This is a genomic window from Stenotrophomonas sp. YJH_SMC_29 (assembly GCF_059371235.1).
In genome coordinates, this window is the sequence record NZ_JCAFUK010000012.1 from 49,613 (window position 1) to 72,248 (window position 22,636).

At 68.3% G+C, this 22,636-nt stretch carries 20 protein-coding genes and 1 pseudogene; 13 read left to right on the forward strand and 8 right to left on the reverse strand.

Annotation, left to right across the window (positions count from 1 at the left end):
- Window positions 1-54 precede the first annotated feature (54 nt).
- Window positions 55-930 carry a tryptophan 2,3-dioxygenase gene (locus AC5P9I_RS13920; RefSeq protein WP_049468053.1) on the reverse strand — a complete coding sequence of 292 codons (876 nt, stop codon included), beginning with the start codon at window positions 928-930 and terminating at the stop codon, window positions 55-57.
- 336 nt (window positions 931-1,266) lie between these two features.
- On the opposite strand from AC5P9I_RS13920, the gene pdhA reads away from it, so the two are divergent.
- The 4 genes from pdhA to AC5P9I_RS13940 are packed head-to-tail and all read left to right on the forward strand — an operon-like array spanning window position 1,267 to window position 5,158.
- On the forward strand, window positions 1,267-2,349 hold the full coding sequence (pdhA, locus tag AC5P9I_RS13925) for a pyruvate dehydrogenase (acetyl-transferring) E1 component subunit alpha (protein ID WP_049468054.1): 1,083 nt from the start codon (window positions 1,267-1,269) through the stop codon (window positions 2,347-2,349).
- Window positions 2,342-3,409, forward strand: a complete 1,068-nt coding sequence (locus AC5P9I_RS13930; protein ID WP_049468055.1) for an alpha-ketoacid dehydrogenase subunit beta — start codon at window positions 2,342-2,344, stop codon at window positions 3,407-3,409. The genes pdhA and AC5P9I_RS13930 overlap by 8 nt, the downstream gene beginning before the upstream one ends.
- 1 nt (window position 3,410) lies before the next feature.
- Window positions 3,411-3,764, forward strand: coding sequence for an SH3 domain-containing protein (locus AC5P9I_RS13935; protein WP_005411349.1), 354 nt, complete (start codon window positions 3,411-3,413; stop codon window positions 3,762-3,764).
- The gene (locus AC5P9I_RS13940) at window positions 3,761-5,158 is read left to right on the forward strand and encodes a dihydrolipoamide acetyltransferase family protein (protein WP_057494336.1); all 1,398 of its coding nucleotides are present in this window, start codon (window positions 3,761-3,763) and stop codon (window positions 5,156-5,158) included. Before AC5P9I_RS13935 ends, AC5P9I_RS13940 begins: the two co-directional genes overlap by 4 nt.
- Before the next feature lie 77 nt (window positions 5,159-5,235).
- On the opposite strand, the gene AC5P9I_RS13945 is transcribed toward AC5P9I_RS13940, so the two are convergent.
- The 3 genes from AC5P9I_RS13945 to AC5P9I_RS13955 all read right to left on the reverse strand — a co-directional run bounded on the left by AC5P9I_RS13945 (window position 5,236) and on the right by AC5P9I_RS13955 (window position 7,167).
- The gene (locus AC5P9I_RS13945) at window positions 5,236-5,622 is read right to left on the reverse strand and encodes a VOC family protein (RefSeq protein ID WP_049468059.1); all 387 of its coding nucleotides are present in this window, start codon (window positions 5,620-5,622) and stop codon (window positions 5,236-5,238) included.
- Between the two features lie 202 nt (window positions 5,623-5,824).
- On the reverse strand, window positions 5,825-6,532 hold the full coding sequence (locus AC5P9I_RS13950) for a helix-turn-helix transcriptional regulator (RefSeq protein WP_049468061.1): 708 nt from the start codon (window positions 6,530-6,532) through the stop codon (window positions 5,825-5,827).
- A complete protein-coding gene (locus AC5P9I_RS13955; protein ID WP_049468062.1) occupies window positions 6,532-7,167 on the reverse strand; it encodes an NAD(P)H-binding protein in 636 nt (211 codons plus the stop codon). Before AC5P9I_RS13955 ends, AC5P9I_RS13950 begins: the two co-directional genes overlap by 1 nt.
- Before the next feature lie 105 nt (window positions 7,168-7,272).
- Between AC5P9I_RS13955 and AC5P9I_RS13960 the strand changes: the two genes are divergently transcribed.
- Window positions 7,273-8,811, forward strand: coding sequence for a GGDEF domain-containing protein (locus AC5P9I_RS13960; protein ID WP_235644632.1), 1,539 nt, complete (start codon window positions 7,273-7,275; stop codon window positions 8,809-8,811).
- Window positions 8,812-8,875: 64 nt separating this feature from the next.
- Here the strand turns inward: AC5P9I_RS13960 and AC5P9I_RS13965 are convergent, their stop codons facing one another.
- Window positions 8,876-9,802, reverse strand: a complete 927-nt coding sequence (locus tag AC5P9I_RS13965; RefSeq protein ID WP_049468067.1) for a DUF808 domain-containing protein — start codon at window positions 9,800-9,802, stop codon at window positions 8,876-8,878.
- Between the two features lie 245 nt (window positions 9,803-10,047).
- Here AC5P9I_RS13965 and AC5P9I_RS13970 point away from each other — a divergent pair.
- Window positions 10,048-11,694, forward strand: a pseudogene (locus tag AC5P9I_RS13970) (ABC1 kinase family protein); the annotation flags it as partial.
- A 243-nt stretch (window positions 11,695-11,937) separates the two neighbouring features.
- On the forward strand, window positions 11,938-14,043 hold the full coding sequence (locus AC5P9I_RS13975; protein WP_049468071.1) for a phosphoglycerol transferase I: 2,106 nt from the start codon (window positions 11,938-11,940) through the stop codon (window positions 14,041-14,043).
- Between the two features lie 192 nt (window positions 14,044-14,235).
- On the opposite strand, the gene AC5P9I_RS13980 is transcribed toward AC5P9I_RS13975, so the two are convergent.
- Together AC5P9I_RS13980 and AC5P9I_RS13985 are read right to left on the reverse strand one after the other, a co-directional pair.
- Window positions 14,236-16,662, reverse strand: coding sequence for a DUF3772 domain-containing protein (locus AC5P9I_RS13980; protein ID WP_049468073.1), 2,427 nt, complete (start codon window positions 16,660-16,662; stop codon window positions 14,236-14,238).
- A gap of 111 nt (window positions 16,663-16,773) precedes the next feature.
- Window positions 16,774-17,022, reverse strand: coding sequence for a hypothetical protein (locus AC5P9I_RS13985; protein WP_006474562.1), 249 nt, complete (start codon window positions 17,020-17,022; stop codon window positions 16,774-16,776).
- A 183-nt stretch (window positions 17,023-17,205) separates the two neighbouring features.
- Here AC5P9I_RS13985 and AC5P9I_RS13990 point away from each other — a divergent pair, with 183 nt between their 5' ends.
- From AC5P9I_RS13990 to AC5P9I_RS14000, 3 genes are all read left to right on the forward strand, one after another.
- Window positions 17,206-17,700 (forward strand): lipocalin family protein, encoded by a 495-nt coding sequence (locus AC5P9I_RS13990; protein ID WP_088476281.1) that lies wholly within the window; start codon window positions 17,206-17,208, stop codon window positions 17,698-17,700.
- Window positions 17,701-17,711: 11 nt separating this feature from the next.
- Window positions 17,712-18,920 carry an NAD(P)/FAD-dependent oxidoreductase gene (locus AC5P9I_RS13995; protein WP_049468623.1) on the forward strand — a complete coding sequence of 403 codons (1,209 nt, stop codon included), beginning with the start codon at window positions 17,712-17,714 and terminating at the stop codon, window positions 18,918-18,920.
- Window positions 18,921-19,045: 125 nt separating this feature from the next.
- Complete coding sequence (locus AC5P9I_RS14000) at window positions 19,046-19,525, forward strand: hypothetical protein (RefSeq protein ID WP_014038776.1); 480 nt, start codon at window positions 19,046-19,048, stop codon at window positions 19,523-19,525.
- Between the two features lie 151 nt (window positions 19,526-19,676).
- On the opposite strand, the gene AC5P9I_RS14005 is transcribed toward AC5P9I_RS14000, so the two are convergent.
- Window positions 19,677-20,111 carry a PepSY domain-containing protein gene (locus AC5P9I_RS14005; protein ID WP_049461647.1) on the reverse strand — a complete coding sequence of 145 codons (435 nt, stop codon included), beginning with the start codon at window positions 20,109-20,111 and terminating at the stop codon, window positions 19,677-19,679.
- Between the two features lie 151 nt (window positions 20,112-20,262).
- On the opposite strand from AC5P9I_RS14005, the gene AC5P9I_RS14010 reads away from it, so the two are divergent.
- From AC5P9I_RS14010 to AC5P9I_RS14020, 3 genes are read left to right on the forward strand one after another with little or no spacing between them, the layout of a single operon-like run.
- Entirely contained in the window at window positions 20,263-20,553 is a 291-nt protein-coding gene (locus AC5P9I_RS14010; protein ID WP_049468625.1) for a PepSY domain-containing protein, read from the forward strand.
- Window positions 20,553-21,212: a response regulator transcription factor gene (locus AC5P9I_RS14015; RefSeq protein ID WP_049468627.1), complete on the forward strand. Its 660-nt coding sequence runs from the start codon at window positions 20,553-20,555 to the stop codon at window positions 21,210-21,212. The genes AC5P9I_RS14010 and AC5P9I_RS14015 overlap by 1 nt, the downstream gene beginning before the upstream one ends.
- Window positions 21,209-22,528, forward strand: coding sequence for a sensor histidine kinase (locus tag AC5P9I_RS14020; RefSeq protein WP_049468629.1), 1,320 nt, complete (start codon window positions 21,209-21,211; stop codon window positions 22,526-22,528). Before AC5P9I_RS14015 ends, AC5P9I_RS14020 begins: the two co-directional genes overlap by 4 nt.
- Window positions 22,529-22,636: the final 108 nt, after the last annotated feature.

Below are 22,636 nucleotides of genomic sequence, written 5' to 3' on the forward strand. Positions count from 1 at the left end.
TGAACTTGCATCTGAAACGATCCAGCCAGCGGCCGGGACCAAGCTGAATGGGGATCAGTCCAGCGCTGAGGGGGGCGCGGCCTGCAGGCTGGTGCGCACCTGGAACAGTTCGGGGAAGAAGGTCAGCTCCAGCGCCTTGGCCAGGAAGCCCACGCCGGACGAGCCGCCGGTGCCGCGCTTGAAGCCGATCACCCGCATCACGGTGCGCATGTGCCGGAATCGCCACAGCTGGAAGGCGGTCTCCAGATCCACCAGGTCCTCGCACAGCGCGTATTCGCGCCAGTAGCGGTCGGTGTCCTGGTAGATGCGCTCGAAGACCGGCTGCAGGGCGTCGTCGGCCACATGCGGCTGGGTCCAGTCATGGGCCTCGTACACCGCCGGGACGGCATGACCGAAGCGCGCCAGGTACTTCAGGAACTCCTCGTACAGGCTCGGTGCCTCCAGCACGGTGCGCAGCTGCGCCTGCCCGGCCGGATCGTGCTCGAACACCTGCAGCATCTGCGCGTTCTTGTTGCCCAGCAGGAACTCGATGTAGCGGTACTGCAGCGACTGGAAGCCCGAGGACGGGCCCAGCACGTCGCGGAAGCCCATGTACTCGGACGGAGTCAGCGTTTCCAGCACCGACCATTGCTCGGTGAGCTGGCGCAGCACCTGCTTGCTGCGGGCCAGCACCTTGCGGCACTGCCACACCTCATCGCGCTGCAGGAAGCCGATCGCCGCACGCAGCTCGTGGCCCAGCAGCTTCAGCCACAGCTCCGAGGTCTGGTGCTGGATGATGAAGAGCATCTCGTCGTGATGCGGCGGACTGGACAACGGCTGCTGCGCGCTGAGCAGCTGGTCCAGCCGCAGGTAACCACCATAGGTCAGGCGGCCCTGCAGGTCGGTGTGGATGCCGGCTTCGAGATCGCGTTGGTTGTTGTCGACGGACATGGGTGCGGCCAGATCGGGGGCGGCAAGGGTAGCGCGTTGCCAGCCGCGCGGGCAGCCGCGCCGTCCATACCGGGGCGTGCGGTGCCCCGTGGAGCATTGGCCGATGCCGGGCCTGCGCGTGGAACCGATCGGGTCGTTGCGCCGGCGGTCAGCCAGAGGCGTATTCTGATGCTTTGCAGCAACGACTGAATACGTTGTTGTTATTGGCCCCCCACCCGCCGGCAGGGGTAAAACAGGGCGTTGCCGTGTTGCGGCGCAGGAAGGCTATTCCGTACGCGTTCCTTAACATGGCGATTCATATCATTTGTAACTTCTCTGTCGAAGGTGCAGTACGCAATGACGGTTGCCGCTGAATTCAAGATCGAATACCTGCAGTACCTGGACGCGGACGGCAAGCTCGTCCGCGATGACCTGCCCGCGTCGCTGCGCGACCCCAAGGTCCTGGTACCGCTGTTCAAGCAGATGCTGTTCGTACGCACGTTCGACAGCAAGTCCATCGCGCTGCAGCGCACCGGCAAGCTGGGCACCTATGCCGCCTGCCTGGGCCACGAAGCCGCGCACGTGGGCATCGGCGCGGCGATGCAGAAGGACGACGTGTTCGCGCCTTCGTACCGCGAGTATGGCGCGATGTTCATGCGGGGCGTGCGCCCGCACGACGTGCTGATGTACTGGGGCGGCGACGAACGCGGCAACGATTACGGCGGCAACGCGGCCAAGGACTTCCCGTTCTGCGTGCCGATTTCCACCCAGTGCCTGCATGCCGCCGGCGCCGCGCTGAAGTTCAAGCTCAACAAGGAACCGCAGATCGCCGTGGCCGTGTGTGGCGATGGCGGCAGCTCCAAGACCGACTTCTACGCGGCACTGAATTCGGCCGGCGCCTACAAGCTCCCGCTGATCCTGTGCATCGTCAACAACGGCTGGGCCATCTCGGTCCCGCGTTCGGCCCAGACCGGTGCCGAGACGCTGGCACAGAAGGGCCTGGCCGGCGGCCTGCACTGCCTGCAGGTGGACGGCAACGACCTGATCGCCGTGCTGGCGGCGATGGAACAGGCGCGCGAGCGTGCGCTGGCCGGCGACGGTGGCACGGTGCTGGAACTGATGACCTACCGCCTGTCCGACCACACCACCGCCGACGACGCGCGCCGCTACCGCGACGACGCCGAAGTGAAGGATGCCTGGCAGCGCGAGCCGATGCTGCGCCTGCGCAAGTACCTGATCAACGCTGGTGTGTGGAGCGAAGAAGAGGAAACTGCTTGGGTCGCCGAGTGCGGCGCGCGCGTGGACGAGGAAGTGAACCTGTACCTCAATACGCCGGTGCAGCCGGTCGAGGCGATGTTCGACTTCCTGTATGCCGATCCGCCGCCGGACCTGCTGGCCCAGCGTGCCCAGGCGATCGCCCTGGAGAAGCGCCATGGATGAGATCAAGAACAACGCGCCCGGCGCGCACACCAACGCCGCCGACAGCGCTGCTGTCGCGCGCGGAGATGACAGCATGACCACCACCCCGATCACCCTCATCGAAGCCATCACCCAGGCGCTGGCCTGGGAGCTGGAACATGACCCGTCGGTGCTGGTGCTGGGCGAAGACGTGGGCGTCAACGGCGGCGTGTTCCGCGCCACCGCCGGTCTGCAGCAGCGCTTCGGCTCGGACCGCATCCTCGACACCCCGCTGGACGAGACCACCATCGCCGGCCTGACCATCGGCCTGGCCGCACAGGGCATGAAGCCGGTGGCCGAAGCCCAGTTCGACGGCTTCATGTACCCGATGGTCGACCATATCGTCTGCCACGCCGCGCGCCTGCGCTACCGCACCCGTGGCCGCCTGCACTGCCCGATGGTGCTGCGCGTGCCGTGGGGCGGCGGCATCCGCGCGCCGGAACACCACAGCGAAGCCAACGAGGCGATCTTCACCAACGTGCCGGGCCTGCGCGTGGTGCTGCCGTCCTCGCCGCAGCGCGCCTATGGCCTGCTGCTGGCCGCGATCCGCGAACCGGATCCGGTGATCTACATGGAGCCCAAGCGCATCTACCGCCAGTACAAGGAAGTGGTCGTCAACGACGGTGAAGCCCTGCCGCTGGACGTCTGCTTCGTGCTGCGCGACGGCACCGACGTGACCCTGGTGACCTGGGGCGCGCAGGTGAAGGAAGCGCTGGAAGCGGCCGACAAGCTGGCCGGCGAAGGCATCAGTGCCGAAGTCATCGACGTGGCCACCCTGCGTCCGCTGGACTTCGCCACCATTGCCGAGTCGGTGGCCAAGACCGGCCGCTGCGTGATCGTGCAGGAAGCCCCGAAGACGGCGGGCTTTGGCGCCGAGATCGCCGCGCGCCTGGCCGAGGAATCGATCTACGACCTGCTGGCCCCGGTCGAGCGCGTCACTGGCTACGACACCCACATTCCGCTGTTCCGCCTGGAAATGAAGTACCTGCCGAGCGTCGAGCGGATCGTGGCTGCGGCCAAGCGCGCGGTGGCGGCCGGCTGACATGCGGGCCCGCCTTCTGGGGGCTTACCGCAGCCAGTATCCCAACCCGCTCCGGTTCCACACCGGCCAGATCGTCGAAGTAGGTGTCCGTGACGAGGAATGGCCGGCGTTTGCCTGGGTACGCACCAACGATGGTCGCGCTGGATGGGCGCCCATCGCCTGGTTGCAGCTGCTGGACGAGGGTCGCGCTGAAGCCCTGTGCGACTACGACGCCCGCGAGCTGGATGTGGAAAGCGGCGAGATGGTGAAGCTTCATCACGAACACGGCGGGTGGTGGTGGTCCGAGCGCGCCAATGGCGCGACGGGTTGGCTGCCGGCCCGCGAACTGGAACTGCTGGAAGAGAACTGCAAATGAGCCAGACCAAGAACTTCAACCTGCCCGACCTGGGCGAAGGCCTGCCGGACGCGACCATCGTCGAGTGGTTCGTCAAGGAAGGCGATGTGATCAAGCTGGACGAGCCGCTGGTCTCGATGGAGACCGCCAAGGCCGTGGTGGAAGTGCCCTCGCCGTTCTCCGGCAAGGTGCTGAAGCTGTCCGGCGGGGCCGGCGACATCATCCCGACCGGCTCGGTGCTGGCCAGCTTCGAGCTGGACCCGAACCTGCCGCAGCGCGCCGACGGCCAGGACACCGGCCACAGCCATGGCCACGCAGCACCGGCCGCGCCGGCGGCCGCACCGACCCCGCCGCCGCTGCCGGCTGCGGCCGCTCCGGTTGCCGCCGAGGACGCCAAGCCCGCCGCGGCCGAGCGTGATGACGCCGGCACCGTGGTCGGCGCCATGCAGAGCTCCAATGCCGTGCATGCCGAACAGGCGCTGGCCGTCGGTGGCGTCAAGGCCGTGCCGGCCGTGCGTGCGATGGCGCGCAAGCTGGGCGTGGACCTGAGCCGCGTGGCCGCCACCGGCACCGATGGCGCGGTGACCATGGCCGACGTCAAGCAGGCCGCCGCCAACGGCACCGCCAAGCTCGGCGCTGCTCCGGCGCCGGTTGCTGCCGCCGCGTATGCCGCGCCGGTCCCCGCGCAGGTGTCCGCCCCGGTGCAGAGCGAAGCCCGTACCCCGCTGTCTGCCGCCGGCAAGCCGATGCGCACCCAGCCGCCGGGCGTGGTCGCCAAGGGCCAGCCGGAACCGCTGAAGGGCGTGCGCCGCAACATGGCCCGCGTGATGGCCGATGCGCACAGCAAGGTCGTGCCGACCACGCTGAACGACGACGCCGACATCCACGCCTGGCTGCCCGGCAACGACGTCACCGCCCGCCTGGTGCGCGCCATCGTCGTTGCCGCACAGAAGGTGCCGGCGATGAACGCCTGGTTCGACGGCGAAGCACTGACCCGCACCCTGCACGCGCAGGTGGACATCGGCATCGCCGTGGACACCGACGACGGCCTGTTCGTGCCGGCCCTGCGCAATGCCGACATGCTCGATGCACGCGGCATCCGCGAAGGCGTCAACCGCCTGCGCGAGCAGGTGGAATCGCGTTCGATCGCGGCGTCGGAACTGAGTGGCTACACCATCTCGCTGTCCAACTTCGGCATGTTCGCCGGTCGTTACGCAACCCCGGTCGTCGTGCCGCCGTGCGTGGCCATCGTCGGTGCCGGCCGTGCCCGCCACCAGATGACCCCGGTGATGGGCGGCGTGGAAGCGCACAAGGTGATCCCGCTGTCGGTCACCTTCGACCACCGCGCAGCCACCGGCGGTGAAGCCGCCCGCTTCCTGCGCGCGATGATGGACGACCTGGCGCTGGCCAGCTGATCGGCCACCACCTGTGAAACACGAACGCCGGGCATTGCCCGGCGTTTTTTTATGCCCGCTCTACAGAATGCATGCGATCAATCGCGCGCGACCATGCCCTCGGCGCGGCTGTACACACGCAGGCGGTGCCCATCAGGGTCGGCGCCGACGAAGGTGTGGCCGAACTCCAGCGTCATCGGCGCCTGCAGGATCTGCACACCGAGCGCGCGCCACGCATCGTGCAGCTGCTGCACGACGTCGGGGTTGGCGACGACCATCGCCAGTTCAGCGGCACCGGCCTGCGCGGACACCGGCGGTTGCACGTCGTCGCGTTGCCACAGGCCGAGTGCGGCGCCATCGCCGAGCAGGAACAGGGCAAAGCCGGGCGACTGCTCCACCGGTGGCTTGCCGAGGATGCCGCTGTAGAAGGTGGCGCTGGCGGTAACGTCGCGCACGTACTGCAGCAGGGTGCTGGGCTTGAACATGGGGAAGCTCCGTTGTTGGGAGCGATCATGGTGGTACGGCCCTGCTGACAGATTCTGTCAGCAGCGTCGAGCGTGCTCGACTGCTGTTCGCGAAGATCAAAGGCGGTCGAGCAAGCTCGACCCCTACCAGGAGCAAAGTGCGAAGGCCGCCCTCCCCCAGAGGCAGGAAGCAGAACGCAGAAGCAGTCGAGCGGGCCCGATGCTACGAACGATCCAGCCAGTCCGGCGCGATGCCCTGTGCCTTCTGCCAGCGCCGCAGCAGGGTGGCACGCGGCACCCGATAGTGCTCCTCCAGCACCCGCACCTGGCGGATGCGGTCCAGCCGGAAGTGGCGGAAATCCTCGCGGCGCTCACACCAGGCCGCCAGCATCGGCACTTCATCGAAGTAGCCCAGCGCGAACGGCCAGACGATCCGTTCGCTGCGCTGGCCCTGCGCGTCCTGGTAGCCGAACTGCAGGCGCTGCTGCGCACCCACGGCTTCGCGCACGGCCTGCAGGCGTGCAGCCGGCACCTTGGCCGCAGCACGCGATGGGCCAACGCGCAGGCCGCTGTCACGCAGGGCCTCGCGGCGCGCCACGGGCAATACGTGCGCGATGCGCGCCAGGGCGTCACGTGCAGCCTCGGCCAGCGCCGGCTCGGTGCGCGCCGCGACCCAACGCAGTCCCAGCACCAGCGCGTCGATCTCGGCCGGTGGCAGGGTCATCGGCGGCAGGGTATCGCTGGGGGCCAGCAGGTAACCGACGCCGGCCTCGCCGCGCAGGTCGGCGCCCTGCTCGCGCAGGGTTTCGATATCGCGGTACAGCGTGCGCAGGCTGATACCCAGCGCATCGGCCAGCGCCTGCCCCGCCACTGGTCGCCGATGGCGGCGCAGCAGCTGCTGCAGCTGGTTCAGGCGGAGCGCACGCGACATCAGCCGACCAGCGCGCGGGATGCCACCACGTGTTCGCCCGGATGCGGGGCCAGTGCGGCCTCGACCAGCGCCCGGGCGATCTCACCCGCCGGATTGATCCGCCATGACCGCGGCAGCACTGGTCCCAGCGCGCCCAGCACCGACAGCGCCCATCGCTCTCCGCGCCGGACTTCGTTGCGTTCGCCGCCGATCAAGCCCGGCCGGACCAGGGTCAAAGAGGCAAAGCCCAGCGCACGCAGGTCACGTTCCAGCTCGCCCTTGACCCGGCTGTAGAAGATCAGTGACTGCGGATTGGCACCGGCGGCGGAATTCAGTGCGAAGGCGCGGGCGCCCTCGGCCCGGGCAAGACGGGCAAACGCCATCGGGTAGCCGTGGTCGATGCGACGGAAGGCTTCCCGGCTCCCGGCCTGGGCCAGGGTACTGCCCAGCGCGCAGATCACCGCGTCCACGCGGGCCCACGCCGGTGCATCGGGCAGCGCATCGAACTGCAGCACCGGCGCGTGCAGCTTCGGATCACGCAGCGCCAGCGGCCGTCGGGTGGGCGCCACGACGGCGCGGCAGCGCGGGTCATCCAGCAACATCGGCAGGACCTGCCCACCGACCAGGCCGGTCGCCCCCAGCAGCATCACGCGCATCCCCACCTCCACTACGGCATCCTGTCGCCCATCCTAGCCGTTCAAGCCCTCGGCGGCCGCGCCGATATGCTGGAACCAGACCCTGCCAGCCCCAGGATTCGCTCGATGACGGACCAGCCCGATCCCCGCCCTGCACCCGGCACCGCCCTTGGGCCGCCGGCACGCGTGCGCGCGGCGGCGGACGACGGCCGGGGTGATCGTGTGGTGCTGCAGGGCGGCGGTGGCGTGGCGCTGCAGCAGCTGTTCGCCGGGGCCGACGCGCCGGAGCCCCTGCTGGCCGCGTTCGCCAACGGCATGGCCACCCTGCCCGGCGAACTGGGCGACATGGGTGACCGCCTGCAATCGGCGCAGGCCAGTGCCGATTGGCCGCGCTACGGGCGCGCGATGCGGCAGCTGATCGACAAGTACATCCGTACCATCGAGCAGCATTCGCCGGACGGGCAGCCGGAAAGCCTGCGCCTGTCCGAGCAGCTGCGGCTGCTGTTGGGCGGCGCGGTGGTGGCGCTGCTGCAGCATGACCCGGACCTGCGCGAGCAGGCGCAGGCGCTGGCCGTGCGCCTGCGCCAGTGGCAACCGGGTACCGCGCTGGAGCCGATCGAGCAGGGGGTGCGCGAGCTTGGCCACCAGGTCGGCGTGCGCGCCGAGAGCTGGCAGGAGCAGCAGGCGCTGCTGCTGGAGCTGTTCGCGCTGCTGCTGGAGAACGTGAGCGAGCTGCTGGATGACCGCAGCTGGCTGCAGGGCCAGATCGCCGCAGTACGGCAACTGCTGGACGGGCCGTTGGAAGCCGAAGCGGTCGAGCGCACCCGCGCCGAACTGCGCGAAGTGATCTACAAGCAGGGCCTGCTGCGCCAGGGCATCGACGATTCGAAGGCAGCCATGCGCGGGTTGATGGGCGAGTTCATCGAGCGCATGGATGGCATGGCCACCAGTACCGGCGAATACCATGACCGCATCGGCAGCTACGCGCTGCAGCTGCGCGAGGCACGCAGCATCGCCGACCTCAACCAGCTGCTGCAGGACGTGATGCGCGACACCGGCAAGGTGCAGCAGCAGGCTGCGCAGGCCCGCGATCATCTGGCCAACGCGCGGCGGGAGGTGGAACGTGCTGAGCAGCGCATTGCCGAGCTGGAGCAGGAGCTGCGCGCGGCCGGTGACCTGGCGCGCATCGATCCACTGACCCAGGCGCTGAACCGCCGTGGCCTGGACGAACTGCTGCAACGCGAGCTGGCCCGTGCCGCACGCAACAACGCACCCCTGGGCGTGGCGGTGATCGACCTGGATGATTTCCACCAGACCAACGATGCACACGGCCATGCCGGTGGCGACGCGCTGCTGCAGCACCTGGTGGCCGTGTGCAAGCTGCTGCTGCGGGCGACCGATGGCATCGCACGGCTGGGCGGCGACGAGTTCGTGCTGGTGCTTCCGGAAACCCAGGCGGCCGACAGCATGGCCACCGTGCAGCGCCTGCAGCGCTCGCTGGCCCATCGCGTGCTGACCGTGCAGGACCGCCGCGTGCCGGTGCACTTCAGCGCCGGCCTGTCGCAATGGCAGCCCGGCGATGATGCCGAGGCCCTGCTGCGGCGTGCGGATGACGCGTTGTATGCGGCCAAGCGACAGGGCAAGAACCGCGTGCAGGCAGGGTGATAGTGGAATGGAGCCAGATCCCTTTCCCAACGGAAAAGGGATCTGGCCCCGAGGGTCCACGGGCTTACTTGCCGCGCAGCTTCTGGAAGCCGGTCACTGCCGCCAGCACGATGGCACCGGCGATGATGCCCACCACCATGTTGCCGGCCGCACTGACCAGCCAGCCCCACTGGCCCTGGCCGCCCAGCGCCTGCACCGCGTGGTGCAGCGCCGGCACGTTGTGGACCAGGATGCCGCCGCCGACCAGGAACATGGCGATGGTGCCGGCCACCGACAGGAACTTCATCAGCCACGGTGCCGAGGCCACCAGACCACGACCGAAGGCGGCGATGGCGCCGCCTTTGCGCGACAGGTACAGGCCGACGTCGTCGAGCTTGACGATGCCGGCCACCAGTCCATAGACGAACACCGTCATCGCCAGCGCCACCACGGCCAGGGTGATCACCTGGTTGGTGAACGGAGCGGTGGCGACCACGCCCAGGGTCAGCACGATGATCTCGGCCGACAGGATGAAGTCAGTGCGGATCGCGCCCTTCACCTTGTCCTTCTCCCACGCGACCATGTCCACCTGCGCGTCGGCCAGCGCCTTGCGCCGCTCGGCCAGGCGCTCGGCATCGTCCTCGGAGGAATGCAGGAAACGATGCGCCAGCTTCTCCACGCCCTCAAAGCACAGGAAAGCACCGCCGATCATCATCAGCGGCACGATCAGCGGCACGTTCCAGCCACGGCCGTGCAGCCAGGCTTCCAGCGCACTGATCGCCAGTGCCGCCGGCACCAGGATCACCTTGTTGAGCAGCGAGCCCTTGGCCACCGCCCACACCACCGGCAGTTCGCGGTTGGCGTTGACCCCGGTGACCTGCTGCGCGTTCAGCGCCAGATCGTCGCCGAGCACGCCGGCGGTCTTTTTCGCCGCGACCTTGGTCAGGACCGAGACATCGTCGAGCAGGGTGGCGATATCGTCGAGCAGGGCGAACAGGCTGGCACCGGCCATGGGGCGTCCAAGAAAGGGGATGAGCGGATTCTGACCGATCCGGTGTGGACTGCGGAAGACGCCGGATTCACCGCGTGCCCACCGCCGCCCGGCGACACTGGGAAACCCGGTAGTACCGGCCGCTGGCCGGCCGCCGCACAGTTTCGGACATTGCCGGCCAACGGCTGGCGCTACCTGTCTTCGTCGCATGGGAGTTCCGCTTGAGCAATCCGTCCGCCGCCAATGGCAATCCCCCGCTGGTCAAAGGCATGAACCGGCGCAGCCAGATCCTGCGCCTGCTGATGCGCTATCGCCACTCGGGCGTGTTCTCGGGCATGAACCTGGATGCGGCAAGCAGCCAGGCCGACGTGCCCGCCGACGGCAATCCGGAGCAGTTTGTCAGCGACCTGGAAGCCCTGGGGCCGACCTTCGTCAAGCTGGGCCAGATGCTGTCCACGCGGCCGGACATGGTGCCGGTGGAGTTCGCCACGGCGCTGGAGCGCATGCAGGAGAAGGTGGCGCCGATCCCCGTCGAGCGCATCCACGCGATCATCGAGCAGGAACTGGGCGTAGGGGTGAACAAGCTGTTTGCCTCGTTCGATCCCGAGCCGTTGGGCTGTGCGTCGATCGCGCAGGTGCATCGCGCGGTGCTGCACGATGGCCGCCAGGTGGCGGTGAAAGTGCAGAAGCCCGAAGTGGCCGCGCAGCTGCGCTCGGACCTGGAGGCACTGCGCAGCTTCGCGCTGGCCGCCGACCACCTGACCCAGGTGGGCCGCCGCGTGCGGTTGCGCGACTGGCTCAACGAGTTCGCCAAGACCCTGATGCAGGAGCTGGATTACCACGCCGAGGCCGAGAACCTGGCGCGCTTCGGACGGCACCTGCGGCCGTTCCGCCGGCTGTGGGTGCCGCAGCCGGTCTGGGACTACAGCAGCCAGCGCGTGCTGACGATGGAGCTTGCCACCGGCGTGCGCGTGGATGCGATCTCCGGCGTACGCCGCACCGAGCAGGACATGGACCCGTTGGCGGCCGCGCTGATCCGCGGCTACCTGGACCAGATCTTCGTGCATGGCGAGATCCATGCAGACCCGCACCCGGGCAACCTGAGGGTGATGCCCGATGGCCGGCTGGCGATCTTCGACCTGGGCATGGTCGCGCACATGCCACCGCGCCTGCGCGAGCGTCTGCTGAAGATCCTGTTCGCGGCGGTCGACGGCCGTGGCGAGGAAGTGGCCGATGACCTGATCAGCATCAGCACGCGGCTGGAGGCCTTCGATGAAGAGCGCTACCTGCGCGAAACCGGCCAGCTGATCGCGCGCTATGCGGCCAGTGGCAGCTTCTCCGAAGGCCGCGTGGTGCTGGACATGGTGCGCATCGCCACGGCCTGCGGCCTGCGCACCCCGCCGGAATTGAGCCTGCTGGGCAAAGCACTGCTCAACCTGGAAACGGTGTGCCGGCTGCTGGCACCGGAGCTGGATACCCGCCGCATCGTCGAGCGCCAGCTGCAGCACGTGATGCGCGCGCGCCTGAAGAAGTCGCTGTCCGCGGCCAACATCGCCAGCGAAGCGATGGAAATGCAGCAGCTGCTGCGCGATGGCCCCCGCAAGCTGTCGGACATCATGGCGCTGCTGGCCGAGAACCGCCTGCAGATGAAGGTGACCGGGCTGGAAGAATCACGGCTGATGGAAAACCTGCAGAAGATCGCCAACCGTGTGGCGGCCGGCATCATCAGCGCGGCACTGATCATGGCCGCCGCGCTGATGATGAAGATCGACACGGGCTGGCACCTGTTCGGCTATCCCCTCATCGCGCTGGTGCTGCTGATGATCGGCGTGGTGCTGGGCCTGGGCATTGTGACCAGTGCATTGCTGTTTGATCGTCGCGCACGCGCACGCGAGGAGCGCGGGCACCGCTAGCGCATTGGCGAAACAGCCGTATTCATGCGCTTTTTAATGCAATCCAACGCAGCATTTCACGCTCGTTTTACCTTGTGAGCGCCATTGCGCGCGCGTCATTTCAACAAACATTTCAGTCAGGTTCGTGCATGCACTATCGGGTCATCGGCCTGTCATCTGCATGTGCTTGCGGCAGCGCCGGTCGGATGGACACGCGTCGGTACGACGTCCATCACCACCACCCCGTCACTGCCGAAGCTGCCTATGCTCTGGATACTGCTGCTGTCGTTGTTGCTGCTGTGCTGGTTGTTCCTCGCCTCCGACCGGTGGGTGTGGTGGAAGGCCGGTGCGTTTTCGCTGCTGCTGCTCCTGCTCAGCGCGTGGTGGCTGATCGACAAGCTGTCCGGTGACGGGCTCAACGCCGCCACCCTGTACCACCTCGGCGCCGACATGGAAGGCGCCGGTATCGCAGACTTCAAGGGCTACATCGCCGGCTTCGTGGTGCTTGCGCTGGTCTCGCTGCTGCCGCTGTTTGCCACGCGGGTGAAGCGCTGGCGCCGGCCGGGCCACGGTGGCGGCTGGTTTGCCGGCTTCGCCGTTGTCTGGATCGCAACGATCCTGATCAGCCCACTGGCCCGCGATGGCCAGCGCCTCTACCAGCAGCTGCGCCCGGTCGATTTCGCCCGCATCGCCCCCGAGTACCAGGTGCCGACGCAGCCGCTGCAGCACCCGCGCAACATCGTCTGGATCTACGGTGAAAGCCTGGAACGCACCTACCTGGACGAAGCCGTGTTTCCCGGGCTGATGCCCAACCTCCACCGCCTCGCCAGCCAGTCGCTGGATGTGCGGGGCCTGGCCTCGGCCGAAGGCAGTGGCTGGACCATCGCCGGCCTGGTCTCATCGATGTGCGGCGTGCCGCTGACCACTTCGCAGGGCGATGAAAACAGCATGGACCGCATGGGCAGTTTCCTGCCCAAGGCGGTGTGCCTGGGCGACTACCTGAAGCAACAGGGCTACACCAACCATTATCTGGGCGGCGCCAACGGCCAGTTCGCCGGCAAGGGCCAGTTCCTGGCCAGCCATGGCTTCGACGAAGTGCATGACCTGGCGTGGTTCAAGCAGCAGAAGAAGATCGGCCGCATCCACTACTCGGCCTGGGGCGTGCACGACGACGTGCTGCTCGATACCGCCTACCAGCGCTTCGAGCAGCTCTCGCGTGCCGGTTCTCCGTTCATGCTGACCACGCTGACCATGGACACCCACCATCCGGCGGGACACCTGCCGGTATCGTGCAAGGGCGAGCGCTACCAGAGCGGCTACGGCAACATCGGCCTGCTCAATGCACTCAAGTGCACCGACCGGCTGATCTCGCAGCTGGTCGAGCGCATCCAGGCCAGTCCGTATGGCAAGGACACGCTGATCGTGATCGCCTCCGACCACCTGGCGATGCCCAACGACCTCAGCCACGTGCTGGCCAAGCAGAAGCGCGAGAACCTGCTGCTGTTCCTCGGCGAGGGCGTGGCGCCGCGCCAGCTGGCGGTGGACGACGGTTCGACGCTGGATTCCGGCGCCACCCTGCTCAGCCTGCTGGACCCGAAACTGCGGACCATGGGCTTTGGCCGCTCGCTGCTGGATGAAACGCGCGCGCCGAGTGCCAGCGTGGCCGCGCGCCGCGACGGCGGCCGCGACTACCCGCAGTACCTGGCGTTCGCCCGTTCGCTGTGGCTGGGCGAACCGACCCGCGAACTGAAGATCGATGGCGATGACCAGGTCGTGGTTGGCCTGCAGCACGTGCAGCCGCCGGTGCTGCTGGAGTACGACAAGGACTGGGGGCTGAAGTCGGTATATCTGGAAAATACCTCGCGCCAGTTCGATGACGCGGATCCGGACAACACGCTGGCCTATGTTGATCGCTGCACCGCGTTCGAGGACGGCTCGGCCGACGGCGACTGGTGTGCGCTGCTCGTCAACCGCGACAACGGCATCAAGCTCTACCGCGACGACGACCTGCGCGGTGGCATCGCGGTGGATGCACCGCTGGATGCATTCCAGGGCCCGCGCCCGAGCGTGCGCCAGGCGCACATGATCACCCAGAAGGGGCGCCGCACCCGCGCCGGCCAGTACATGCTGCAGCTGGTGGCGAGCACGCGCCCGGATCGTGGCTTCTGGATCGAAGCGGTGTCCTCGCAGCGCAAGGTGGTGCTGGCCCAGCAGTGGGTGCAGCCTGATGCCAACGGCAAGATCAACGTCTCCTTCGGGCTGGACCACGAAGTGGATGATCTGGAAATCCGCGCGTGGCTGAACCATGCCGAGAAGCTGGCGGTGGATACGTTCGCCCTGGTGCCCTCGCGCAGCCGACCACGGGGGTAAGGGTTCCTGGCAGGGCTGCGCCCTGCACCCGCGGTAGTGCCGGCCGCTGGCCGGCACGCTCCGGACCCACCCCGCCCTCGACAGCGTTCCGCGATCTGCCGGATGCTCGTGGGGTCAGATCCGTTTTCCGGAGGCAAACGGATCTGACCCCAGCACACTGTTGCTGCTGAGTTTGCCGGCCAGCGGCCGGCACTACTGCGGGTCGCGGGTGATGTGGATATCGGTCGGCGTCGACAACGGGATGTTCCGCTCGGCCAGGATCTGCAGCAGGCTGAAGTACAGATCGCTGCGGGTGGCATAGACCTGTCGCGGGCTGGCCACGTAGGCGAAGCTGTTGATGGTGATCTGGCCCCCGCCGATGCTGTCGATGTACACCGTCGGCGCGGGCTGCTTCAGCACATTGGTATGTGCGCCGTAGGCCTCCAGCAGCGCCTCGCGCAGGGAGCCGACATCGGTACTGGGCGGCACCGCGAACTGGATCTGGATGCGGCCCTGGTTGTTGCCCATCGTCATGTTGCGCACGGTCTTGGTGACCAGCTCGGAGTTGGGCACGATCAACGTCGACTTGTCGCCCACCTGGATCTCGGTCGAACGCAGGCTGATGCGGCGGATGTCGCCCTCCTGGTCGCCCAGCTTCACCCAATCACCAATCTTCACCGGCCGCTCGGCCAGCAGGATCAGGCCGGAGACGAAGTTCTGGGTGATCACCTGCAGGCCGAAACCAATACCCACCGACAGCGCGCTGACCAGCAACGCGAGCTTGCTCAGCTGCAGGCCCATGGCCGACAGCGCCCAGATCACCGCGATGATGATGCCCACGTAACGGGCAACGGTACTCACCGAATTGCGTGCACCCAGGTCCAGCTCGGTCTTGGGCAGGTAGGTGTCGGTCAGCCAGCGCTGGACCAGCTGGGTGATGGCCAGGCCGGCCAGCAGCACCAGCACCGCCAGCACGATCCGCACCGGCTCCAGTTTCGTGCCACCGACATCGAATCCCGAGGTGAACAGCGAAAAGAAGCGCTCGACCACCGCACCGATGTTGCCGAACGGCGCCACCAGCGCCAGCAGTGCCAGCAGCACCACGACCGTGCGCAGCGCGGCCGACAACAGCACGCCGGCCTGTTCCAGCCGCGACACGCTCAGGCCGGTGCTGAGCAGGATGGTCTGGCCGACCTTGCTGTCGGCGTTGAGCATCCAGGTGCTCAGGTCATCGACGAACTTGAACAGCAGGGTCGCGGCCAGCACCACGATGCTGCCGCCGATCAGCTGCTGGTTCACGAACTTTGCAAGATTCAGGTAGCCCAGCAGGGTCGCGACGATGGCCGCCACCACCGCGATGTTGCCCGCCACCCGCGCCAGCACCAGCCAGCTGCTGCGCCGCACCGGCGTACTTGCCCCGAGGCCGTCGGCCTGCGCCTCCAGCTTGGCTTCGGCCTCGGCGGTCTGCCGGCGGTGCAGGCGCGCCAGGGTCACCAGCATGGCCATGATCAGGCCGAGGTAGGTCAGGGCAATCAGGCCGTCCAGTGCCACGGTGGTGACGTCGCTGGTGCGCGTGGCCTGATCGAGCGCGACCAGCACCGTACTCAGCCAGGCCAGCGCCGCCGCGCCCCAGGCGTACTTGCGCAGCTTCAGCGCGGCGGTGTCATCCAGGTTCAACAGCCGCCATGACGGGCGCTTGGGCACCAGCATGCAGGCACTGAGCGCGGCAATGAAGGCCGCGCGGAAGGTGGCGGTCTCCAGGCCGTCCGCCACCACCTGCAACCGTGGCGCGATCGCATCGATGGCATCCATTGCCGCCATCAGCACCACCACGGCATAACCCGGCAGCAGCGTGCCCACCAGCAACAGCCACATGGCCAGGCCGGAGCGGCGCAGACGGCCGTCAGGGGCGCGCTCGGACGCGGCAAACCGCCGCCCCAGCGCGCGCAGCCACAGCCGCAGCGGGAACATCATCACCAGCGCAGCCAGCAGGCCCAGCAGCGGCGTGCCCCATCCATGGCTGCGGATGCCGGCGGCCAGCGCATCGCGTCCCTGCTGGGCCAACGGCGCAACGCGGGCGATATCGATCGGCAGGCGCTCGGCCACCTTGCTCCACAACGCCGGCGACAGCGGCGAGGCGACCTTCTGGCCCAGCTCTTCAGTACGTTGCGCGGTGCGCTGCTGCTCGATATCGGTGGCCAACTGCTGCGCGCGCACGGCAGTGGCCTTGGCCTGCACCACCGAAGCGGCCAGGCCGTCGCGTTGCTTGGTGAGGGTGCGCCGCTGCGCCGCCAGCTCCGGCGGCTCAGTGGCCCCCTCGGCCGGCGTGCCCAGCTGCACCAACTGCTCGTTGAGGCGGTCCAGCTGTGGCTGCAGTGCCTTTTCCAGCGCCTCGGCGTCGCGCCGTGCCTGCGAGGCATTCTCGGACAGCATCGCCAGTGTCTCGGTGGCTTCCGCATCGCCACGCTTGCGCTCGACGTCCTTCAGGCTCGCATCGATGTCCGCCAGCTGCTGCTTCGGCGTAGGGTCCTCATCCTGCGCCAGTACGGGTGCGGACAGCAGGAAGGCAGTGCACAGCAGCAGGACCCACCAGGGCCCCCGTGCACGGATCGATCGCAGGAAGAAAGACACGCCAGACACACCGGTTCGCGCGGACCACCGCGCCTGCGCGCGACTATACGGCAGAGGCGGTAAAGAGCGGATGCGCGGCAGCAGCGGCCTCGGGCCGCTCGACCGCCCCATCGGCAGTCCTCAGTACTTCAGGCGCAGCTCTTCCACCGTCGGCTGTTGCAGCGCATACCAGTCCTGGAACTCCTCCTCGGTGATCTCATCGGGCGCATACACCGCCACCGGATGCCAGTCATGGTCGGTCGGCAGTGGCTGGCGCGGGCCGGCACGCAGACTGTAGCTGACGCCCTCGTAGTCGACCAGGTCATCGACCTGCGGCCACTGTTCGCGCGCGAACGCGGATTCACTCTTCAACAGGATCACCTGGTACATCGGCACCTCCACCTCGGTTGGATCAGGGAAACACGGCGCTGGCGGCAGGATACCGCCGCGCCGGTGACAACGTGCACGCCGCCGGGGCGACGCAACGTTCTGGACGTGGCCATCGCCCCGGCTTCACCCGCCCATGGCAGGGCCATCGGCATCGTGGAGGCCCCCCCCCCGCCCCGACTGCCGATGACCGACCACCCGCCGCTGAAGACCGTCGCCGACCTCAAGCTGCCGCGCTACCTGGGCACCTGGTACGAGGTCGCACGCCTGCCGATGCGCCACGAGCCGGAAGGCTGCACCGACGTATCGGCGCACTACACCCTGCTCGACAACGGCAATGTCGGCGTCACCAACCGCTGCCGCATGGATGGCGAGATCGAAGAAGCTACCGGCGAGGCCTGTGCCGTCGACAACGACAGCGCGCGGCTGGAGGTCAGCTTCCTGCCCAAAGGCCTGCGCTGGCTGCCGTTCGCCAAGGGCGACTACTGGGTGATCCAGGTCGCCCCGGACTACAGCGTGTCGCTGGTCGGCAGCCCGGACCGCAAGTACCTGTGGCTGCTGGCGCGCGAGCCGCGCCTGGATGCGACCGTGCAGGACCATTATCTGGCCGCAGCGCGCCTGCAGGGCTTCGATCTGTCCGAACTGATCCAGACCCCGCACACCGGCCACCCCACCGCCTGAGCACCTGTCGCATGGACCTGAAAAGTGGCTACCCCTGGTGGGCGGTGCGCAACGGGCTGCTGCAGGCCTTTCCCCCGCTGGAGCAGGATCTGCGCTGCGACGTGCTGGTGGTCGGTGGCGGCATCACCGGTGCGCTGATCGCCGACGCGCTGTCCCACCACGGCCACGAGGTGGCCGTGATCGAGCAGCGCGACATCGGCTGGGGCAGCACGGCCGCAAGCACCGCGCTGCTGCAGTACGAGATCGACACCCACCTGCTGGAACTGGCCCAGCGCTATGGCAAGGACGCTGCCGCCCTGGCCTACCTGGCCTGTGCCGATGCGATCCCCGCACTGGGTGAAGTGGCGCGTGGGCTGAAGGACGTGGATTTCCGGCAGATGGACAGCCTGTACCTGGCCAGCCGGCGGCGCGACGTGCCGCGCCTGATGGCCGAGGGTGCTGCGCGCCGTGATATCGGACTGGACGCCCGCTGGCTGGACCGGGAGGCGCTGCGCGAACGCTTCGACGTGGATGCGGGCGGCGCCCTGCTGACCCGCCAGGCGGCCCGGGTCGACCCCTACCGCCTCACCTACGGCCTGCTCCAGCGGCTGCGTCGCCGCGGTGGCCACGTGCACGACCGCACCGTGCTGCACACGCTCAAGCCCGGCGCTCAGGGTGTAACCGCGATGACCGAGGCCGGCGCCACGGTCCGTGCCCGCCACGTGGTCCTGGCCATGGGCTACGCCAACCAGCACTGGCTGGAACAGCGGGTCGCGCGCAACCGCAGCAGCTATGCCTTCATCACCGATCCGATCGATGCGGACGTACTGGGCCGGCTGCAGCGCACGATGGTGTGGGAGAGCGCACGCCCGTACCTGTACCTGCGCGTCACCGGTGACCGCCGCCTGCTGGTGGGTGGCCTGGACGACGCCATCGATATCCCGGCGCGGCGCGACCGGCGCGTGCAGCGCAAGGCCGACAAGCTGATGGATCAGCTCCTGCACTGGTTCCCGCGGCTGGACCCGGTGCCCGCCTTTTCCTGGGCCGGCACCTTCGCCGAAACCGCCGACGGCCTGCCCTTCTTCGGCCCGCACGCGCAGTGGGGGCCGCGGGTCCATTTCGCCATGGCCTACGGCGGCAACGGCATCACTTATTCGATGATCGGCGCCCAGCTGCTGCGGGCCCGGATCGAGCGGCGCAAGCATGCGCTGGAAAGGCTGTTCGGGTTCGGGCGGTTGTGACCTGCAGCCGGCCGCGGCCGGCTCTACCCCAATCCGGCGCCGACAGGCATCATTCAAGCAACCCCTGCTAGCGTCGGCCTGTACCGCCGCGTGTTGCGTGGCCACCTGTCCGCTGGAGCGCCGTCATGATCCGCCCCCTGACCCTGCTGCTGTGCCTGGCCCTGCCGGGAACCGTGCTGGCCCAGTCCGCCGCTGGCGCCACTGCGCCGCAGGCCGCTGGCCTGGACCTGACGCTGCCGCAGGCGCCGATGCGCTACCTCAACGACCCGGCCCTGCAGCAGGACCCGCCCGGCACCTATTACGGTGACAAGAGCGGCCCGCGCGTACACGACGATGCGAAGATCGCCGACGTGACCGACGACAAGGTCAAGGTGTCCGGCAGCTTCACCACCGGCATCGGCTATTCGAAGAACGGTGGCAACAGCCACTACAACGCGGCCACGCTGAACCTGAGCAAGAACTACACGACCGATGAGGGCAAGACCCATGGGGTCAACCTCAACATCCACGTGAGTGAGGGCAAGGGCCCGGGCTTCTTCGGCCCGTATGGCGGCTACTACGGCCGCGGGCCGGGCTGGGATTACCCGCCGCCGTACGGCTGGTAAGCCCCGCGCCAGGCCTGGGCCGACCAAGGTCGGCTGCTACCGCTGCGTACGCTTGGTAGGTGTCGACCTTGCATGTGCCGGTGGTGTCGACCTTGGTCGACACGCTCTGCATTCCGTGCCGGCCTGCGGCCGGCCCCTTCCCGCGCGCGAATCAATCCAGCCAACCATCGCGCTCGCTGTGCAGGATGCGGCCGTCGTAGCCGCTCAGGCGCACTTCCACCTTCTGGTTGCGGGCATTGCGGGCTTCCAGCGACCAGGTCGCCCCGTCGCGCTCCAGCGAATGGATCTCGCGCAGGCCATGCGCCTGTGCGCGTGCCAGTACCTGCTCGGTGGTCAGCAGCGTGCGGCCGCTGTGCTCATCGAAGATCTCGCCGGTCTTCGGGTCCACGTAGACCTCGCTGAAGCGGCCATCGGCACGGCTCACGTCGGCCTCCCACAGGCCGTCATCGCGTTCGATCTCGTGGATCTGGGTGTAGCCGGCCTTGCGCAGGGTCTGTTCGACCTGGGCCATGCCCAGCGGTGCGGCCTGTGCGGCCGGTGCAATGGCCAGCAGGGCAACGGTGGCGAGGGTGAGCGACTTCAACATGGGGGTTCTCCTGTTCGTGTTCGTGGCCGGACCATCCCGGCAACGCCACGATGCATGCCACGGCTAACAGCGCCTTAGCCGTGGCTGTTAGCCGGCTGTTAGTCATCCGCGCCACACTCGCGCCTGTACCCCTCTTTCCTTACGTACCCGCATGCTCGCCACCCTGCCCCTGCTGCTGGCCCTGGCCAACGCCCCGACCGCCGCCGCGCCCGTGCAGGACCCGGCGCAGCAGGTCGCGCGCCGCGCCGTGCAGCAGGGCCGCTATGTGCCGCTGGAAAGCGTGGTGCGCGATGCGCTCAAGCGCTACCCGGGCCAGCTGCTGGAAGTGGAGCTGGACGACGGCGTCTACGAAGTGGAGATCCTGCGCGGCGACGGCGTGGTGGTGGAGCTGGACTATGATGCGTGCAGCGGAAAGCTGCTGAAGACGGAGCTCGACGACTGATGCGCATCCTGTTGGCCGAAGACGATGCCGCACTGGCACAACGGTTGGTACCGCTGCTGGAGCAGGCCGGTTATGTGGTGGAGGTGGTTGCCGATGGTCGCCACGCCGAGGAGATCGGCCAGATCGAAGACCTGCAGGCGGCCATCGTCGACCTCGGCCTGCCCGGGCTGGACGGACTGAGCGTGATCGAGCGCTGGCGCGGCAATGGCCGCAGCTTTCCGGTGCTGGTACTGACCGCGCGCGGGCGCTGGCACGACAAACTGGCCGGCTTCGACGCCGGTGCCGACGATTACCTCACCAAGCCATTCCAGGCCGACGAACTGGTGCTGCGCCTGCGCGCCCTGATCCGCCGCAGCCATGGCCACGCCAGCCCGCGCCTGCACTGCGGCCCGCTGCAGCTGGACGTCAATGCCGGCCGCTTTGAACTGGATGGGCAGGCGCTGCCCCTCAGCCCGCAGGAGTTCCGCCTGCTCAGCTATTTCATCCACCACAGCGGGCAGGTGATCGGCCGCGACCGCCTGGGCGAACAGGTGTTCGACGGCGGCCATGACCCGGACTCCAACGCACTGGACGTGCTGCTCGGACGGGTCCGCCGCAAGCTCGGCATCGACCTGATCCAGACCGTGCGCGGCCAGGGCTGGCGGCTGGCCGCGCCATGAAGCGGCAACCGTCGCTGCGACGGCGCCTGCTGCTGGCCGGCGGCGTCGGCCTGCTGCTGGTCTCGCTGCTGGCCAGCGCGCTGCTGGGCGAGCTGTTCAAGCGCAGTGCGCGCGACCGCCTCGACCACGAACTGCAGCAGGACATGCTGACCCTGCTGGCACAGGCCGAAGTGGATGCGGACGGGCAGCTGCGCCTGCGCCAGGAACCCAATGACGCACGCTTCCAGCGCGTGTTCTCCGGTGCCTACTGGCAGATCGCCGGTGCCGATGGCCGCGTGCTGCTGCAGTCACGCTCGCTGTGGGATGAAAGCCTACCGACACCGGCTGCCGGTCCGGCCACGCGCAACCTGCCCGGACCGTTGCAGCAATCCCTGCGCGCACGCGTGCAGCAGGTGCGACTGCCACGCGCCAGCGAACCGTTCGTAGCCGTGGTCGCCACCGATCGCAGCGCGCTGGATGCCGATGTCGCCGCGTTCCGCAAGCGCACCGCCATCGCCCTGGGCCTGCTGGTCGCGGCGTGGCTGGCGGTGCTGGCCAGCCAGGTGCGCTTCGGCCTGCGCCCGCTGCATCGCCTCGGCGCGCAGCTGGAACAGGTACGGCGCGGCGATGCGCAGCGCATCGACACGCAGGGACTGGGCGCGGAGGTCGCACCGCTGGGTGAAGAACTCAACGCGCTGCTGGACCACCAGCAGCGCATGGTCGCGCGTGCGCGCACCAGTGCACAGGATCTGGCGCATGCGCTGAAAACACCACTGAGCGTATTGGCCACCGAGGCCGACGGCGACGGTACGCACTGGCGCGCCACCGTGCGCGAGCAGAGCGCACGCATGCAGGCCAGCATCGACCGTTACCTGGCCGCCGGGCTGGCCGCCGACCATCGCCAGCGCACCGACGTGGCCGCTGTCGCGCAGGCGCTGTGCCAATTGATGGCACGCGTGCATGGCGAGCGCAGCATTGCGTTCACGGCGGAAGGCATCGACCCGGCGTTGCAATTCGCCGGTGCCAGTGCGGATCTGGAAGAGATGCTGGGCAACCTGTTGGACAACGCCGGGCGCTGGGCGCGGCAGCAGGTCACTGTCGAAGCGGAAACCAGCGAAGGGCAGCTACGCATCGAAGTGCGCGACGACGGTCCCGGCCTGGCTGCGGACGCCCTGGAACAGGTCACCCAGCGCGGTGTGCGGCTGGATGAGCGCGAAGGCAGCAGTGGGTTGGGGTTGGCGATCGTAGGGGACATCGCCGCCAGTTATGGCGGGCGCGTGGCGCTGGAGAATGCACAGCCGGGCCTGCGTGCAACGTTGTGGTTGCCGGTGGCGTGACGCAGCCAACCCAACGGTGGGTAGTGCCGGCCGCTGGCCGGCAACCACGTGATCACCGGGAACGCCCTGCAGAAGCCGGCCAGCGGCCGGCTCTACCAGGCGCCAATC

Excerpts from the sequence above, each read along its gene's own strand:
- AC5P9I_RS13940 (WP_057494336.1), top strand. The coding sequence starts at position 3,761 with ATGAGCCAGACCAAGAACTTCAACCTGCCCGACCTGGGCGAAGGCCTG.
- AC5P9I_RS13930 (WP_049468055.1), top strand. The coding sequence starts at position 2,342 with ATGGATGAGATCAAGAACAACGCGCCCGGCGCGCACACCAACGCCGCC.
- AC5P9I_RS14005 (WP_049461647.1), bottom strand. The coding sequence starts at position 20,111 with ATGTTGAAGTCGCTCACCCTCGCCACCGTTGCCCTGCTGGCCATTGCA.
- AC5P9I_RS13920 (WP_049468053.1), bottom strand. The coding sequence starts at position 930 with ATGTCCGTCGACAACAACCAACGCGATCTCGAAGCCGGCATCCACACC.
- AC5P9I_RS13955 (WP_049468062.1), bottom strand. The coding sequence starts at position 7,167 with ATGCGCGTGATGCTGCTGGGGGCGACCGGCCTGGTCGGTGGGCAGGTC.
- AC5P9I_RS14015 (WP_049468627.1), top strand. The coding sequence starts at position 20,553 with ATGCGCATCCTGTTGGCCGAAGACGATGCCGCACTGGCACAACGGTTG.
- AC5P9I_RS13960 (WP_235644632.1), top strand. The coding sequence starts at position 7,273 with ATGACGGACCAGCCCGATCCCCGCCCTGCACCCGGCACCGCCCTTGGG.
- AC5P9I_RS13990 (WP_088476281.1), top strand. The coding sequence starts at position 17,206 with ATGACCGACCACCCGCCGCTGAAGACCGTCGCCGACCTCAAGCTGCCG.
- AC5P9I_RS14000 (WP_014038776.1), top strand. The coding sequence starts at position 19,046 with ATGATCCGCCCCCTGACCCTGCTGCTGTGCCTGGCCCTGCCGGGAACC.
- AC5P9I_RS13950 (WP_049468061.1), bottom strand. The coding sequence starts at position 6,532 with ATGTCGCGTGCGCTCCGCCTGAACCAGCTGCAGCAGCTGCTGCGCCGC.
- AC5P9I_RS13945 (WP_049468059.1), bottom strand. The coding sequence starts at position 5,622 with ATGTTCAAGCCCAGCACCCTGCTGCAGTACGTGCGCGACGTTACCGCC.
- AC5P9I_RS13975 (WP_049468071.1), top strand. The coding sequence starts at position 11,938 with ATGCTCTGGATACTGCTGCTGTCGTTGTTGCTGCTGTGCTGGTTGTTC.
- AC5P9I_RS14010 (WP_049468625.1), top strand. The coding sequence starts at position 20,263 with ATGCTCGCCACCCTGCCCCTGCTGCTGGCCCTGGCCAACGCCCCGACC.
- AC5P9I_RS13995 (WP_049468623.1), top strand. The coding sequence starts at position 17,712 with ATGGACCTGAAAAGTGGCTACCCCTGGTGGGCGGTGCGCAACGGGCTG.
- AC5P9I_RS13935 (WP_005411349.1), top strand. The coding sequence starts at position 3,411 with ATGCGGGCCCGCCTTCTGGGGGCTTACCGCAGCCAGTATCCCAACCCG.
- pdhA (WP_049468054.1), top strand. The coding sequence starts at position 1,267 with ATGACGGTTGCCGCTGAATTCAAGATCGAATACCTGCAGTACCTGGAC.
- AC5P9I_RS13965 (WP_049468067.1), bottom strand. The coding sequence starts at position 9,802 with ATGGCCGGTGCCAGCCTGTTCGCCCTGCTCGACGATATCGCCACCCTG.
- AC5P9I_RS14020 (WP_049468629.1), top strand. The coding sequence starts at position 21,209 with ATGAAGCGGCAACCGTCGCTGCGACGGCGCCTGCTGCTGGCCGGCGGC.
- AC5P9I_RS13985 (WP_006474562.1), bottom strand. The coding sequence starts at position 17,022 with ATGTACCAGGTGATCCTGTTGAAGAGTGAATCCGCGTTCGCGCGCGAA.